This window comes from Dolichospermum flos-aquae CCAP 1403/13F (assembly GCF_012516395.1).
Taxonomy (GTDB): Bacteria; Cyanobacteriota; Cyanobacteriia; order Cyanobacteriales; family Nostocaceae; genus Dolichospermum; species Dolichospermum lemmermannii.
The window spans coordinates 4,951,444-4,968,499 of the sequence record NZ_CP051206.1 but is presented as its reverse complement, the minus strand read 5'-3'; the positions used below and the strand labels follow the sequence as shown (position 1 = coordinate 4,968,499).

The 17,056-nt window shown below is 33.7% G+C and carries 14 protein-coding genes; 3 read left to right on the top strand and 11 right to left on the bottom strand.

All coding sequences use genetic code 11. The annotated features are described in order from the left end of the window. Positions 1-4: 4 nt before the first annotated feature. The 11 genes from HGD76_RS23750 to HGD76_RS23700 form a co-directional block, all read right to left on the bottom strand. Positions 5-958: a glycosyltransferase family 2 protein gene (locus HGD76_RS23750; RefSeq protein ID WP_168697222.1), complete on the bottom strand. Its 954-nt coding sequence runs from the start codon at positions 956-958 to the stop codon at positions 5-7. A gap of 73 nt (positions 959-1,031) precedes the next feature. After that, positions 1,032-1,934: an alpha-1,2-fucosyltransferase gene (locus tag HGD76_RS23745; RefSeq protein ID WP_168697221.1), complete on the bottom strand. Its 903-nt coding sequence runs from the start codon at positions 1,932-1,934 to the stop codon at positions 1,032-1,034. Positions 1,935-1,948: 14 nt separating this feature from the next. Beyond that, positions 1,949-3,091 carry a glycosyltransferase family 4 protein gene (locus tag HGD76_RS23740; protein WP_233466973.1) on the bottom strand — a complete coding sequence of 381 codons (1,143 nt, stop codon included), beginning with the start codon at positions 3,089-3,091 and terminating at the stop codon, positions 1,949-1,951. Between the two features lie 139 nt (positions 3,092-3,230). Beyond that, entirely contained in the window at positions 3,231-5,021 is a 1,791-nt protein-coding gene (locus HGD76_RS23735) for an ABC transporter ATP-binding protein (RefSeq protein ID WP_168697219.1), read from the bottom strand. A 367-nt stretch (positions 5,022-5,388) separates the two neighbouring features. Next, positions 5,389-6,342: a glycosyltransferase gene (locus tag HGD76_RS23730; protein WP_168697218.1), complete on the bottom strand. Its 954-nt coding sequence runs from the start codon at positions 6,340-6,342 to the stop codon at positions 5,389-5,391. A gap of 124 nt (positions 6,343-6,466) precedes the next feature. Beyond that, positions 6,467-6,748 carry a hypothetical protein gene (locus tag HGD76_RS23725; protein WP_210422231.1) on the bottom strand — a complete coding sequence of 94 codons (282 nt, stop codon included), beginning with the start codon at positions 6,746-6,748 and terminating at the stop codon, positions 6,467-6,469. Positions 6,749-6,769: 21 nt separating this feature from the next. After that, complete coding sequence (locus HGD76_RS23720) at positions 6,770-7,552, bottom strand: phytanoyl-CoA dioxygenase family protein (protein WP_041458100.1); 783 nt, start codon at positions 7,550-7,552, stop codon at positions 6,770-6,772. Next, positions 7,539-8,096: a GNAT family N-acetyltransferase gene (locus HGD76_RS23715; RefSeq protein WP_168697217.1), complete on the bottom strand. Its 558-nt coding sequence runs from the start codon at positions 8,094-8,096 to the stop codon at positions 7,539-7,541. Before HGD76_RS23715 ends, HGD76_RS23720 begins: the two co-directional genes overlap by 14 nt. A 12-nt stretch (positions 8,097-8,108) precedes the next feature. Then, complete coding sequence (locus HGD76_RS23710; RefSeq protein WP_168697216.1) at positions 8,109-9,062, bottom strand: hypothetical protein; 954 nt, start codon at positions 9,060-9,062, stop codon at positions 8,109-8,111. Then, positions 9,059-9,760 (bottom strand): WbqC family protein, encoded by a 702-nt coding sequence (locus HGD76_RS23705; protein ID WP_168697215.1) that lies wholly within the window; start codon positions 9,758-9,760, stop codon positions 9,059-9,061. The genes HGD76_RS23710 and HGD76_RS23705 overlap by 4 nt, the downstream gene beginning before the upstream one ends. 2 nt (positions 9,761-9,762) lie before the next feature. After that, complete coding sequence (locus tag HGD76_RS23700) at positions 9,763-10,959, bottom strand: DegT/DnrJ/EryC1/StrS family aminotransferase (RefSeq protein WP_148765021.1); 1,197 nt, start codon at positions 10,957-10,959, stop codon at positions 9,763-9,765. 1,432 nt (positions 10,960-12,391) lie between these two features. On the opposite strand from HGD76_RS23700, the gene HGD76_RS23695 reads away from it, so the two are divergent. From HGD76_RS23695 to HGD76_RS23685, 3 genes are all read left to right on the top strand, one after another. Next, positions 12,392-14,587: a polysaccharide biosynthesis tyrosine autokinase gene (locus HGD76_RS23695; protein WP_168697214.1), complete on the top strand. Its 2,196-nt coding sequence runs from the start codon at positions 12,392-12,394 to the stop codon at positions 14,585-14,587. A gap of 113 nt (positions 14,588-14,700) precedes the next feature. Further along, positions 14,701-15,525, top strand: coding sequence for a WecB/TagA/CpsF family glycosyltransferase (locus HGD76_RS23690; protein WP_210422230.1), 825 nt, complete (start codon positions 14,701-14,703; stop codon positions 15,523-15,525). A 651-nt stretch (positions 15,526-16,176) separates the two neighbouring features. Beyond that, the gene (locus HGD76_RS23685; protein WP_148765017.1) at positions 16,177-17,049 is read left to right on the top strand and encodes a response regulator transcription factor; all 873 of its coding nucleotides are present in this window, start codon (positions 16,177-16,179) and stop codon (positions 17,047-17,049) included. Positions 17,050-17,056 lie beyond the last annotated feature (7 nt).

The window sequence follows — 17,056 nt, the reverse complement described above, 5'->3', positions numbered from 1 at the left end:
GAAACTAATCAACTATTTGAGTGAAGGACAAGCCTAAACGGATTGGTCTAGGTAGGTAAGTAATACTCAGCCTTAGTACAGCTTTCCAGGATAGAAATAAGCGTAACGATTCTTTAAATAATTGCCGAGCTTTTTCAATGTCGTTAAATTCCAATCTAGCCCTGCCACACCTATACAGTATATATGCTAACTGCTGTTCAATAAACTTTTGCCATTCAGGAAAGTAATTCGCTTGCAGCAAACTACGGTATATGAAAACTTCTGGCTCAAATTTATCAGCAGCCAGTCTAAGCGTTTCCATCTGGGGATGTGTTCTATAACGAGTTAAACGTTCCGCAACATAGTAAAATGGCTGACCACTGACTGCTAGTAAACAAGTAATCCAAAAATCATAAGCTCCAGAAACATTAGTAACGAGTAAATCGGTATCTAGAAACTCTTTTCGGAAAACAGATGCCTGTACAAGGGGAATTGTTTTGTTGAGCGCGAGATCGGTTGTGTTTCTTAACTCACCTTCAGAAAGTTTATCTCTTTTGAATATCTTTGTATTTCTATCGGTTTGTTGCATATCAATTTTGCCATCTTGAAGCATGATCCAATGATCGCTAAATGCTAATACGCGTCCAGAATCTTGCTCTAATGGCAATACTAGTCGAAACAAGAAATTAGGTTCCCAATAATCATCATCATTGAGAATAGCCACATATTTCCCTCTTGCTTCCAATATGGCAACACGGAGATTTAATGCTACACCAAGTCTCCGCTTGTTAGACCGATAACGAACTCGATCTGGTCTACTAACTGATTCGCAAATAGTTTTTGCAGCTTCGCTATCTGCATCGTCTGTAACAATAATTTCATAGGACTCAAATGTTTGTGCTAAAACGCTCTCGATAGCCTCTCGGATAAACTCAACTCGTTTAAAAACAGTGACAATGACTGTTACCAGCGGTTCCATATTACTTAATCCTCTTATTATAGGCTCTTATTTTGTTTGGCAAAGGTATTGTTGAAGGAAAACCAAGAGTTTTTTAGCCGCCCGAAAACAGTGATTTAGATATTGCGGAAGACTTAAGGATGGGATGTTTAGGTAATCCAATCCAACCAGGTGGAAGAAAGTCAGATAAAACAGATTGTTGATTATTCCAAGGTTCGGGGCGAACTATCAACTTATCTTTATGCTCTGATAACCAAGCACCCCACCAACTAAAGGTGCTGTTTGCAATCACAAAATGCTTACATTGACTCATTAAATACAAGGATTTTGCAGGTGTAAATCCTTCCACATAAATAACTTGACAATCAAGCAAAGCTAGGAGTTCACGACAGTAGGCAATATCATCAGAAAAAACAAAGATACAATCAATGGATCTTCTGTCTCGAACAAAATTGATGGCATTAATATAATATTCATTTGAACATACTCCCAAGCCAGAATTCTCGAAAAAGTCACCTCTTCTAACACTAATCGCAAGACATTCTGTTTTTTCCATCAAATCCAAAAGTCCCGAAAGCGGTTCACATATAAATTCACTGCTTAAAGAGAAGGCTTTAAGAATTACGTCTCTTTCTGGGAAAAATCTGGGCGATTGAAAAAATCCCGTATATGATTTATATGGTTGTGCGAAATCTAATTCATAATTATTTTTCTCACTTTCTATGAATATATTATTTGGCTTGTAAAACTTTCTGAGGGTAGAATTATGCTGAACTCTATTAGTAAATGAATGCAGCTTGGAGCAATATTGAAAATAGTTAAATACAGACAAATCTTTAAATAAGAATCTTTCAAATCCTTGGCGTATGGACAAATAATCATCTAGCAAAACTTTAACCTTAAATCGCTGTGAAATATTCAAAGCTAAAGCCAGTTGAAACAACTGATTACCCAGCCGTCCGTTGAGTCTAACGAAAACTTTTTCGGCGTTTTTCATAATATTTGCAATTTTTATGCTATTGTCATGAGCAAATCTCTAACTTTCTGACCAGCTACTCTCCAGTTCAGGCGCGATTCGTATTCATTAAAAGCAGAGAGAGCTAATTCTTTGTATTGAGTATAGTTGGTAAAGATATTAAAAATGTATTCACAGTATTCAAAAGGATCGCTATCCCGATCAAATAGCTTGCCATTCAAATCATCTTTGATTATTGTCGGAATTCCACCAACTCTTCTAGAGATACAAGGCACTCCTAGAGAATTTGCCTCAGCGAAAACAATAGGGGTACAGTCCGCTATTGAAGGTAGAATTAAGAAATGAGAATCGGCAATAAGTTGATATATTTTCTTTTTACCCTCAAGAGTAGATTTTGGAATAAAACCCAGAACTTTAACGAAATTAGGTAGGGGTTCGTCTTCAGTCGGTTGACAGCCAACTATTGTTAATTCAGTTTTTAACCCTGAATTATTCAGTTTTTTAGCCACCTCTAGGGCAACATCACCGCCCTTACGAAACCAGTCAACTCCTAAAAATAAGAGTTTGCATTTATCAATTGGTCTAGATTCAATTGCAGCTGTAATGTCGTCAATATTGTGATCACTTTCAATATTAGCTCCAAAAGGTACAACTTTCACCTTTTCAGGATCGGCATTGTAATAGTTAATAGCCGTTTGGGCTGCCCATTCAGAGGAGTAAATTGCTAACTGAGATTTCTTGAGACTAATACTCTGAATTAAATGGGCATTATGGAGAGATTCTTTACAGAGATTACTATATACAGGGTAAAAATCTATTAAATTTGCAAAGGTTGCATCTGCCCAGAAAACAATCGGTTGATTACATTCTAGATAGGCAATTGAATCACTTCCTGCACTGAATACAACATCAGCTTTGATGTTGTTGAGATTTTTAGAAATTTGCCTTGCATAGTTTTTTAAAATTAATGGCTCGATATATTTTATATAGTTTTCTCCAAAACATTTGTAGTAACGACTTTTCAACTTATTCACAAATTGTAGAGTTAATTTATCCTCTAATGGTCCAATGTAATCAAGAGGTATAGATTGCTTTTGAAGTGACTCAGCAATATAATAGCCTAGCCCAGACCACTTATTGCTTAGAGTTCTTGCATCAAAATTAGTAACGTAAGCCATTTTCATTGATTGTTCAATCCTTTTTGAATTAAGATTATAAAAAATCTAAAATTTAGAACCTTTTTGCTTTCTTCCACTAGTCAGGAGTCAGTGAAGCACGGAGATAATTTTTAAATCGGATGAAAAATGACATAATTTCTTATCTGCCTACAATCACTTCCTGGTAACTGCCTGATTTGAGAATTCGACCCTGTTCAAGTTGATAAATACAATCGCAATGCTCAATTGTGGAAAGACGGTGAGCAATAATAATGATTGTCTTACTACCAGCTAAAGCTTTTGTTGCTTCAGTAATCAGATGTTCTGTTTCAGTATCTAAAGCGGCGGTGGCTTCATCAAAAACCAGTATTTCTCTTTCGTGATAAAGCACCCTCGCAATTCCAACCCTTTGGCGTTGTCCTCCTGATAAAAGAACTCCCCGTTCACCAATAATAGTTTTCACTCCATCTGGAAGTTGCTCGACTACCTCGCCAAGTTGAGCCATTGCAATCGCTTTCTTTAATTTATTTTGGTCAATTAAATGATCAGCAACTCCATAAGCAATATTTCGTTCAAGGGTATCGTCAATCAAAAATATAGATTGGGGAACATAGCCAAGCATATTCTGCCAGGAGCGCAAATCGCTATAAACTGAAACTCCGTCAACTTTGATATCTCCAAATTGAGGGATAAAAAGACCGAGAATAACATCAACCAAAGTGGTTTTACCAGCACCAGACTTACCAATTAGTCCAATAGACTCTCCCTTGCGAATAGATAGGGAAATATCTTCTAGTACATTTCTGTCAGTGTTAGGATATTGAAAAGTGAGTCCATCTAAAATAACTTTATCAGCAAACCGAAATGTTTGCTGCCCTTTTGGCAATAATTTGTTAGAAACTCTAGCAGAATCAAAGTTACTTATCAGCTTTTCTTTTTCCAATTCTTTCAAATCAAAAAATAGCTGATCAAGAGAATAACTGTTACCTCTAATTACATTAATGCCAGAGATTAAATTTCCAAATGCTGGTAGCAGACGAACTGAAGCAAGCGCAAAAATTCCTAAAACCCCAGTCAGATTTTGCGTTTTATCTTGATTTAAGGTGATAAATAAAAATGTAAAGCCTATTAAGAAACTCATCATTAACGGCTCAAGTACAAAGCGGGGAAGATTACCATAGGATGAAGCTAAAGTGTTACTTTTGGCATAAATTTTTGATTGCTCCTCCATCTGATCCTCAAAATAGGATTCGCAACCAATAATACGAGTTTCTTTCAATCCCCCTAATCCATGATTTGTAATCCGAATCATCTCCCCATAAGCATGAAACCCCTCTTTACTCCAACGAGCTAAACGGTCTTTCATTGGATGCAACAATCCAAAAGAAATAAGTAGCAGCACCGCAATAAGAATTAAGGCGATCGCATTAGTTTTGATTAAAAGCAGCATTAATGCTAGGACAACTACCGTATTAGAGATAAATGTCAAAAATGTAGATACTATACCAATAGAAACTGCATCTGTTGTGTTAGTGATATTCTGAATAAGTGTTGCTGAATTAATCCGTAGGTGGTAGCCATAAGGAGCTTCGATATATGCTTTTAGAAGCTTACAAGACAGTTCTCTTTTCAAACTAGAGCTAAATTTGAACACTGCTTTTTGAGCATTAAAAGCCAAGAATGCTTTTAGATAAAAGGCAATAATAACTACAGATCCTAGAATGATCAAAAATTGCTGCTCAGAGTTAAAATGCAACTGTTTGTAAATTAAATCTAACCAGTAAATACTTTTGATTGCATCTGGACTGATAGCGATGCTAATGAATGGAGCAATCATGCCAGTTCCAAAAACTTCTAAGCTAGAAACAAGGATGAATAGAAAAAGCATCGCTACAAGCGATTTATGATTGCCTTTTGTAATATATAACAGCTTAGGGAGAAAATGAGTCATTAGTGCTTAATCCCTGATGAATTGGATTTATAAAGAGAGACATCTAAAATTAGGCTATTCAAAAAATTTAAGAATCTTTTTTTATGATTTATAGGACTTATTTTGTATCTTTTACGATGTAGAGAAATCAAACTAAAAGGTGAGGTAAATATGCTCAAGTAGCTTGACGGATGAAGAGTGGTTAATCATAGAACCGCTATTGCCAAAGAAAAAGCTGACTCGTCCGCAGACATGGACTAAACGAGAAATCTTAAAATCTTAGATGGTATTTTCTATCAACTCAGAACCGGATGTAATTGGGGAGACTTACCCAAAGATATGCCTCTCTACTTAATTATGTACGTGTACAGACTAAAGGATCTTGTTTTTATATGTGTACCAAATGGTCGCGCAATTCTCTGATAGCAGAACGGCAAAGCCTAAGAATTTTTTTAGGTACTTGCCTATAATCTTCACCATGGCTGTGAATTAACAAAAGATAGTGGTATATTAAGAAGACTCTTATTTGTTTTGAGTTAGCTGCACTATAAACAACGTTCTTAATTGATTTTAAAGTAGCTCGTCTTAGCCTTGATTGACTTATAGTGGCAGATTTATTAATTATTTTCCAAAACTCATAGTGCCGCTGATAGATTCGTGTCACACCCTTGGGCGCGTTGCCTAAATTCCCGTATACACCTCCTTTATGAATTCGATAAACACTCATTACCTCATTGAGATATCTTATCTTTCCGTGCTGTGCTGCGATTAGGTATAGTCCATAATCTCCAAAAGGAAGAGAAGCAAACCAATCAGGCAGATTTTGAATCAAATTTGTCTTGATTACAACTGAAGCAGTTGCAATATAGTTGCTTCCTTCAAGGAGGTTATCCAAAGTGCTAACTTCTGGGGTTAAATCATCACTATTTAGTCGATTTTTTTCGGGATAATCCTCATTGATAACTGCGGCGTTATGAAAGCAAATGGCAAAGTCAGGGTTGGCTTCCAAAAAATCAACTTGTTTTTGCAGTTTAAGAGGATCTGTCCAATAGTCATCACCGTCACAGAGGGCAATATACTTAGATTTGGGAGTGGTAATTAAGTCAATACAATTTTGTGCTGCTCCTACATTTTTTTCTTGTAAAATTAGTTTTATCAAGTCAGGGTATTTATTCTTGTACTCTAATAAAATTTCTCTTGTGCCATCTGTTGAAAAATCATCTGCGATAATTATCTCCCATGCAAAATCAACTTTTTGCACAAGAAACCCATCAATTGCTTGTTTTATGAAATTCACATGATTGTATGTTGTCGAACAAACTGATAGTAAAGGAACGTCCATCTTATTTACCCTTTTCACACATTAGAAAAATACTTGAGCATAAATCAGGATATTGTTGTCCCAGTTGATAACACCCTTCCAAATATTCTGGGGAAATTATATCTGTACTTAATAATCTGTCCCATTAAAAATTGGCAAGTGCTTTAAAAAATATTCCAGAGCGGTGAATTACAATATCAATAGCTTCATTTGAGGCTTCAACACAGGTAATATCTTTAAAAAGAGTTAACAATCTCCTTCTAAAATCTCCTTTAAAACTTCCTAATTCCATTATATTGCCTAAACGAAAAAATGGAGTAAATGACTTAATCATGAAAGGATGAATTACATCTAAATCGAAATCATAAATATATTTGTGATTAGATGTGTCTTTCCATTCTTGGTTGTAATCTCTGTTTGTAATCATAGTTTTAAACTCCGGTGATTATTAATCTTGTCCTGGACGATAAAAACGATTTTCCGGTTTTTGATACCACTCATCAAGTGTTGATGGAGTTCGAGAAAAGAAACCTATTAATTGTTGTAACCGAGAACTCATTTTTTCTAATTTATCATACCCTACAGCCCTTGGGTAATCTAACTGTTGTTTCATAAATGGTTTTGTCAAAGTTATAGTTATTGCTCTTCTTGCCTGATCAGTTTTGTTAATCCCTGCTGCGTGCCATAAATTTGAATTAAAAAATAAAATATCTCCTTTTTTGCCTAAAGCTCTATCCGATATATCATAAAATTCTTTTTCAGTTGGTTTTTCGTCCTGCTTATGAGATCCAGCTAACAGATAAGTAGCTCCGTTCTCCAAAGTAAAATCATCCAGCATGATTAACAAATTAAGCATCAATGGAAATTCACCTGAAAAAAATCGGACATCTCTATGAATATTTGCTACATAAGACGGCTTTTCAGGTAGATTTATAACACCTCCATAGCTATTAAGAATAAAATTGCCATTGAAATAATCTTTAATAAAATTAAATATTTCTGATTGGCATATTTTATCAATCACTTTTATATAAACCATGTCATGAGATGCAATTAAATGATGAACTGTTCCATCTGTAACAGCATCTATGCCATTTTTAATCTGAATCTTTCTACACAAATCATAACTTCTTGCAAGAGAGAGATTAATTTTATCAACAAACTTATCATCGAAGACAGAATCTATGATAGTAAATCCGTATTCTAGTAAACTATTTTTATGGCTGTTCATGATTATTTGCTCCATATATGTCCATGAATTCCTCTCTTAAAATACCTAAAAATATTTTATCAACAAATTCACCATTCCTAAAGTACCAATTTCTTAAAACACCTTCTTTTTTCCATCTACATTTATTCATGAATAGATTCAAAGATGGCTGATTATTGGCAATAATAGTTGTTTCTAATCTATTTAATCTTAATTCATTAAAGGCATAATTCATTATAGCCACAACTACATTATAACCGTATCCTTTACCCCGATAGTTTTTATCCAATAATAAACCATGTTCAGCATTACCATCCTTATAATTGATATTAATAAGATTTGCCATTCCAATTGGAACATTATTTTCATTGAGAATGATAAATCTTTGATTGTTAGAATTACATGAAAGAGATTTATACCAAGTTTGTTGATCATTCATACTAGTTGGAAAATGCCAACCTCCAAGCATATATTGAATTTCTGGATCATTTGCCCATACTTGAAGTTGTTTTAAGTCTTCTGCTTCTATGGCTCTTAATATAACCTTTTCACCGTGAATGTTCATTTAATTCTACCTTTAATATTGTTCAAATATAATGGTTACTATTTTGCTTAAATCATCTTCAGAATATCTTTGATCTATTGGTAGATGAATTATATTAGTAGTAAATTTATATTCAATATTATCTTCATCAACCCAATCCAAAACATTAGACCAATATTGTGCTGTATATACTCTATTTTCAATCAAGATTTTCCTAATAGTTAAATCATCTGTATAAAATGGATAAACCATAGGAACTTGATCCAAATTGAGTTTAAAATCTATTTTATTTAAATCTTTTAGAGCAATATATAAATAATTATAATTGTCTCTCCTACAAGCAGCAACATCTTGATAGTCTATTGAACTCAGCATTCTTTGAGTCAACTTTGACATCCTCAAAATAGGCATATTAGACAATGATTTATCATTGTTTATAAAGAATGAATAACCATTTTCCGCATTCATATCAATCCTACGAAGTAGGTGTGCAAACCTTTCATAAGAAATATCTTGTTCCAATTCTCTTTGAATAATCTTAGTAGTGTATAAATATGCTCCATCAGCAACACCAAAAAACTTTCGAGGTGAATAAAATGTATCAGTATCTTCTAAAGGTTCTGCATAAAAGGCTTGGGCATTATCTATGATTAAATTAGCACACCTCATTTTTAACGTATAGATAAAGTCATCTTTAAGCCCAAAGTAGTTAGTATATAAAAAACATTCGTCTTCTTTAATTAATGAAAAGTCAAATATGGGTTCAAATTTTTCATTAATGAAATAGAATTCATGTAATAAACCTAATTTTCTTACCGGCTCTACTAGAGCATCGCAAGTGTAATAAGGTAAATATATTTTCTTGTAAAATTTTGATACCAAGATATACTCTAAGGCATTTCTTCCAGTATTTAAACGGATAGCTTCAGAATGATATTCATTTTTTTCATCAAGTTCCAAGCCAAAATATCCACCTATTGCATTCATATTAATTCATACTCCTGTAGCATTTCTCTTGTTTTTTCAACTGAATTAAACATTAAAACATCAATAATTGAAAGCCAAGGAACAAACTGATTTTTAAATTGTTTGTATTCCACTAATTTGGGTTTGATAAAAGATAATGTTATACCATTTTCTTTAAATACATCTTTTGAGTATAATGTCTCTCCTCCAATTGAATTTATGTAATGTTTCGAGTCCAAGCATTTATTTATAGCAATAACTCGTTCTTCTCCTTTCAATGTATTATCTTTATCAATTTCTGAAGAAATATAAAATTGTGTCCCTATATCTAAATAATTGCAAATCAGTATTAAGCTTTGTGTGATCATATCTGATATATTCAGTTCGTCAGTCAATAGTATACACTCTAATAATTTTTTGGTATTTGAGTAAAAGGGAGCTTTTGAGTAAGCAGAGTCAACTATTTTGAAGAGTTTTTCTTTCTCCTTATCCAACTTATTTGTAAAATATCTCTGATTGATGTTCAAAAAAGTAGAGTCGTTCTTGATGCTAAATGTAAATAGATGGGCTTGCGTATTTAAGAGAATTCTGTTTCTATTTATCCACCCACCTTTTATATACTGTACATCATCATAGATGATAAACTTGTCTACTGTGTTTATAAGTTGAAAATATCCAAAGTACGGAAAAAGGTATGGTTGCATTATTGCCAGTTTCATAATTATTCAGAATCTCTATTTGTCTCTTTGATTTCGTTTGCAACTACAATTTGAATAATTTGACATATTTTACTAATATCATCTTCTGAAATCGCTGTTCCTGTCGGCAAAATCAGAACCCTTTGCGCTAATTTCTCTGTCTCAGGTAGCAGCAAACCCGCATGAGGAAAATAAGAGCGATATGGTTCCATGCGATGACAACCAGGATAAAAATATCTCCTAGCAATCACATTCTCAGCATGAAGAATCTTAATTAATAAGTCTCGACTAACCTGAGTCTTCTCCTCATCTATATCCAAGATAATATATTGATAGTTATGCTTCTCAGATTCATTGACTGGAAATAATGATATTTCTGGAATGTTAGCTAAACCCTCTTGATAATAATGATAATTACGGCGATTGACCTCAATAAACTCTTCCATATTTTCTAAAGAAGTCAACCCCATAGCGGCTGATACTTCGGACATTTTACCATTAGTACCTAAGTAAATGACCTTATCAAAATCAGAAAAACCAAAGTTTTTCATCAACCGCAATTTTTGATTTAACTGATCATCATTGGTGACTATTGCACCTCCTTCAAAGGTATTGATAAATTTAGTAGCATGAAAGCTAAATACCTCAGCATTACCAAAATTACCAATCATTTTTCCTTGATGAGAACAGCCAAAAGCATGGGAAGCATCAAACATTAGTTTGAGTTGGTGCTTGTCAGCAATTTCGGTCAAAGATTCAACGTCACAAGGCTGTCCCCAAACATGGACACCCATAATCCCTGATGTATGCGGTGTAATTAAAGACTCTACTTTCTCCGGATCAAGGGTATGGGTTTTAGGGTCAACATCACAAAAAATCGGTGTAATCTCTTGCCATTGTAAAGCATGGGCTGTGGCAATAAAGGTAAAAGAAGGAATAATTACCTCTCCCTTTAACTCTAAGGCACGAATGACCAACTCTAGGGCGATAGTACCGTTACAAACAGCGATACAGTGCTTAACTCCTAAATAATCAGCAATCCGCTGTTCAAAGTCTTGCACAAATACCCCATTGTTAGATAACCATCGGCGATCTAACATATCATTAATCCTGTTGAGAAGAATATCTCGATTTCCAATATTTGGACGACCTACAAATAGTTTTTCTTTAAATTTTGGCTCTCCACCAAAATATGCAAGTTCGGAAAGTTGATTTAGCATTAGATTTATTCTCAGGAAGATAAGTAAATTAGGGTAATTTAATTGAACGTCCAAAAAAACAACAGGGATTTTACTCAGGTAAGAAAATTTTCCTATCAATTCATTACCCAGAAATCTTTAACACTTTTACCGCCCAGCATTCGAGATTGTCTATAGGTAAACTCTCCCACGGAAGGATTACGATGGGGATGAATTACACCTGTTGCTTGTTGCCAAATTTCTGCCGGTGCAAGAGATAATTGATATCTAGATTCATAGTCATGTATGGGACATTTGATAGCTCTACGTTTAGAACGTTTCCGATTTCAATCACACCTTTTCTGCACTTTAGCCTCCTGATCACTAACTAAACAATAGATCATAAGAAGGTTGCACGGGAAGGACTGAGATCAAAAAGACCATCAAAGTCCAACTCCTGATTCAACATTGTTTGAGGTGTTAATTTTTTAACTAGGAAATGTGTATTTATTGACTTACAATTCTTAGTAAAAACAGCGTAATTTAAGATTAGATTAAATCAATCAAGAGTTGTATTTTTTTGTTCACACTTTTATCTAATATTTTCTAATTGGTTCATTTAAAGAGAATTTTGTGCATCTACCTTTTTTAACCCTAGACTATGTTTTAAATTAGCATTTTTGCATAGTCTATTGTAGACAAATTGGCAGAAAGTTTGTAGGCTTGCAGATGAATTTCAAAAATCTACTTTCTCATATTTGAGTAGATATATCTGATAATTCAATCTCTATATTTTGGAATAAAATTCTGGTAATCAGATGATGTGTCTGAATTTATAAATACTGGATTAAAAGAATTAAATGATAGTTCAATATAAAAGTCAATAGCTAATTTCCGGTTTTATGTTAACTTCATACAATCTTTATAGTTATTAACCAAAACTATGATGATCACGGTTAAATTATAAATATTTAAAGAAGATATAACTTATTTCCCAGCGAAGTTATAAATAGTATATTTGGCAAATTAAAGGATTAACGACATTTTGCCAATTTGTCCACTCTAGCTCATGAAACAGTGGTAGATTAGAACTTAGTTAAGTTTTACAGATTCTATATCAAAGTCAAATTATTTGCCAGTATTCTGGTTATTCTATGAAATTACATTCATGAAATACAGGATTTCCATTTAACTCTTAAGAAAATTATCTGCACTTGCATATTCTAGAGTCCTCTTGTCTGACTACACAAATAATTATAGCTAAGTAGGTGGGCGGAGGAAAATCAAAATATATTTCGTTTTGTGAAATGGCTAAGACTCAACCACAATAACGCATTGAGGTGAATTTACATATTGTTACACATTTTGGTTATTTCACGTCCACCTACTTAATAGTCATATATAAAAATTAAATATGACTTAGTAATTAAGATACTTGATTAGAAATTAAATTAGAAATTATCTAAGGTTTGATATGATAAAAAAACGCTATTCTCAGCAAAATTTAGCTCAACTAAATGCACAGCAACGTCAATCTAAGCCTTTGATTTACACAGATCCATCTGAAGAAGGTAATGAAGGTGGATTGAACTTAGGTGAAGTATTAGCAGTTATTCGTCGCAGAATACCGATAATTATAATTGGCACAACTACCATTGCGGCTGCGACGACAGGATTGGCTTTGACTAGCACTCCCACTTATGTCGGTAAATTTGAACTTTTAACTGAGCCGATAACTGCTGAAGATAAAGTTGCACGAGACGATAGATCAAAAATAGATGAGACTGCTAATAAAATTGATGAAACTAAGTTGAAGATTTTACAAAGTCCTAAATTGATGTCTCCTCTCACTGAAAAAGTGCAAAAGTATTACCCAGGTAGCAGCGCACCTCAACTTAATATCAAACTCCTACCCAATACTCAAATTTTAGAAGTTAGTTATCAAGATACCGACCCTAAAAAAGTTTTGTTTGTATTAAATCAAGCATCTGAATCATACTTAAAATATAGTTTAGATGAACGCCAAACAGAAACTAAATTAGCAATTAATTTTGTGGAAAAGCAATTGCCGCAACTATTACGGAATGTGGAAACTCTCCAATTAAAACTACAAAACTTCCGTCAAAAATATGGTATTATTAATGCTGAGATTCAAGGACAGCAACTTGCTAATCAATTTGATCAAATTGTCCAAAAACGGGTAGATAATGAAATACAATTGGCTAGAACTCAAGCACTTTATAATAGTCTCCAAGAACAGTTGCAATTAAAAAGTCATGAAGCAGAGGCTATTTCAGCCTTGAGTGAGTCTCCTGATTATCAAAAGCTACTGAGCCAACTTCAAGATATAGAAGCTACAATCGCCATAAAATCATCTCAATATACAGAAAATAGCCCAAATATTCAAACCCTGCTCATTCAAAAACAAAATTTATTGGATTTAATTATCAGGGAAAAATTGCAGATTTTGGGAATGAAATTTGCAAATACAACTATGAATTCTTTGTATTCAGCCCCACCAAATTCGGCTCGTTTGCGAGAAATTCAAAAATTCCTCGATGCAAGTAAGCAAATTCAATTATTAAAAACCCAAATCCAATTTCTTAGTCAAGTTGAAAGTTCTTTACAAGAGCAGGTTAGAAAGTTTCCGGCTCTTATTCGTGAAAAAGATGATTTAGAACGACAATTAAAAATTGCTGTTGATAACCTCAATCACTTTTTAACTGAACGGGAAAGATTACGTATAGATTCAGCCCAAAAGCAGATACCTTGGCAGATACTTACTCCTCCTAGTCAGCCGGAGAATCTTGCACCGAGTACCATCCGAAATTTAATTTTAGGAATAGCTTTGGGGTCATTATTAAGTACGGGATTTGCCTTATTTATAGACAAGCTTAATAACGTCTTTTATAATATTGAAGAGGTTAAAGACAAAACTAAACTACCAATATTAGGGAACATTCCTCATATTAAGTTTGCTAAAAGTGGTCAGCCTTTTCAAAACCATAATACCTCCGACTTTTGGGAATCTTTTCGCTCTGTTTACACAAATATTTCTCTGCTCAATGTTGATAATAATATCCGCTCTCTAGCAATTATTTCAGGTGATGCTGGAGATGGTAAATCAACAATTGCTTTTTACTTAGCTCAGACAGCAGCAGCTATGGGTAAACGGGTGTTACTGGTGGATGCAAATCTGCGTAATCCTAGTATTCATAAAATGTTGGACTTACCGAATAAACAAGGATTAAGCAACATTATTACTGAAGGTTTAAATTTTGAAAATGTTATCCACAAAAACATTAGCGGTATCAGAGAAAAAAATTATGACCCTAAGAAAAGAACTGTAAAAAATACAGGAAAATTATCTTTAGAGCATAATTTGTCTATCTTAACTACTGGTCAAATCACGACAAATCCGACAATTTTACTTTCATCACCTCAGATCCAAGATTTGACAGAACAATTTAAGCAAAATTTTGACTTAATTATCTATGATACATCACATCTATTAGGTTTTGCAGATACTAGTATCCTGATGAAGCATACAGATGTAAGTATTTTAGCCATAAAAATAGGTGAAACAAAATGTTCTATTTTAAGCAAGGTATTAGAACAATTAAATTTCTCTTTTACTCCTATTTTGGGAGCAATTACTATTGATTCATAAGGATAAAATGCGAAATTACTATTACTAGAAAATAACTCGCATAATTGTCTACTAGCCTTGATTTTTTAAACATTCTGTGCAGATTTTTGTGAACACAAGAATATCAAAAATATATGCTAACCGTAAACAAACAAAGTCAAATTCAAGATGTCAGTCCATATCTCAACCTGGAAACTCCAACAATTGATATAATTGGCTCTCCTGTGACTGCGTTACCTTTTGAGGTACAAATAAACATCATTTTAGAATGGGCTATGAGCAAAGTCAGCAAAGTTATTTGCGTAGCTAATACTCATATGCTAGTAGAATCTTATTGGCATTCTGAATTTTCCTCTGTTTTAAAGAATGCAGATATTGTTACTCCCGATGGTATGCCGCTAGTATGGATGCTAAAACTAATGGGTGCAGGTACTCAAAACCGCGTTGCTGGTTTGGACATTCTGTTATCTTTATGCAAATTAGCCCCACTCAGAGACATTCCTCTTTTTTTCCTAGGTGCTGATACAGTAACTCTAGAGAAGATGCGAAAGAACTTAATGGATCTTTTTCCGAACCTGAAAATTGCTGGTATGGAGCCTTTACCATTTCGTCCACTCACATCTACAGAGGATGAAGCTATGATCAAAACAATTCACGATAGTGGTGCAGGCATAGTTTTATTGGCTTTAGGATGTCCAAAACAAGAGTTGTGGATGAATCAACATAAAGATAAAATTCAGGCTGTAATGATTGGTTTAGGGGGAGCATTTCCTGTTTTTGCTCAGAGTCAGAAAAGAGCGCCCTATTGGATTCGTCATTTGGGTGGGGAGTGGTTATATCGTCTGACTCAAGAACCATCCAGACTATTTAAAAGATATATGACAACTATCCCAGCTTTTATCTGGTTAGCTTGCAAGCAAATCTTGAATTTGACTCTACTTCAATACTTAAGGTTATAGCCACAGCTTGGTCGTGCAGAAAACTCCTGAAACACCTATAAATAAAGGATTATTACCGAAACTCTTGTAGTGCGGGCATCTTGCCCGCTATATATCCCACATAACACCGGAAAGTGCTGTATTTATTGCATTCATTTCTCTTCCCTAGGGAGGATGCTAAATGATTAGTAGCTAATTTGAGACAAAAATATATTCCTGGGGGCAGATGACTTTGTATATTCTTTCGTAGTTGAATGCAAAAGAGACTAAATTTGGTAAAATCAGGTAAATAACTCACAATTTACCTATTTATCAAATCTCGCAACCTCCAAATGTACACAAATATTAATTGACAATAGCGCAATTTTATGTTTCTACGTTCAAATTTCAGGGTAGCTCAATTAAAAAGCAATATAAACAACAATTATTTGTTTTATGCAACTAAGTTGAAAGTATTTAATTTTTATTGATAAAATTAAAATTATTCAATATTAAATGCGAATCTGCCAAGATTAATTACTAATTGAGATAATAGCAATTATCAAGATTGTATTAACTCTTCGCTATAATTTTATCTTTCCTATTGCTCAGTTTATATCTAAAATTTGTCCGTGAATCGGTACAGATTTTAGTAATGGCTAAAAACACCAAAATCTAGTGATTGGAATAATTATGTCCGTAACAAAAAAAATTATCGTCATTGACAATGAAGTTGTGAATCGCAATTTTGTTTTAGATTATCTTCAGGCTAAGGGCTATCATGGTATAGGTGCAGAAAATGGTATTATTGGACTGCAATTAATCAAAGAATATTTACCTGATTTGGTGATTTGTGAGATGGTAATGCCAGACATGGATGGTTATACTGTATTAAGGAATCTACGGGAGGATAGATTAACGGCAATTATTCCTTTTATTTTTCTAACTGCTATTAATACAAAGGCATCTTTGCGAAAAGCAATGGAATTCGGAGCAGATGATTATTTAACTAAACCTGCAACAACTGATGAATTATTGCGAGCAATCGCAATTAGATTACAAAAACAGGATCTTTTTAGATCTTGGTATGCTACTAATTTTCCTCAAGTCACATTAGCAGAATTACCCAATACACCAGTAAATTCTCAGTCAATTTTTCCGAATATTCCCCATTTGAAAAAGGTTTTTGATTATATTGAAGCTAATTATCAAGAAGGAATTACTTTATCGGATGTTGCTGAAGCTGTTGGTTATTCTTCTGCATATTTAACCAATCAAGTTGCTAAACAAACAGGAGATCCCATAAATGTTTGGATTATCAAAAGACGAATGGTAGCAGCCCTACCTTTACTGAAAAATACTAATCAAACAATTGAGGAAATTTCTACAAATCTTGGCTATCAAAGTGCTTGTCATTTCTCCCGACAGTTTCGCCAATATAATCATACATCTCCCACAGATTGGCGCAAAAAAAATCAGTTAAATTCAGGTTTGAAAAATAATAACTTGCAATTTATCAAAAATCGCTCACAATTAGTTAAACCTGTAGCTGTCGGGAGGAATTAAGTTAGGA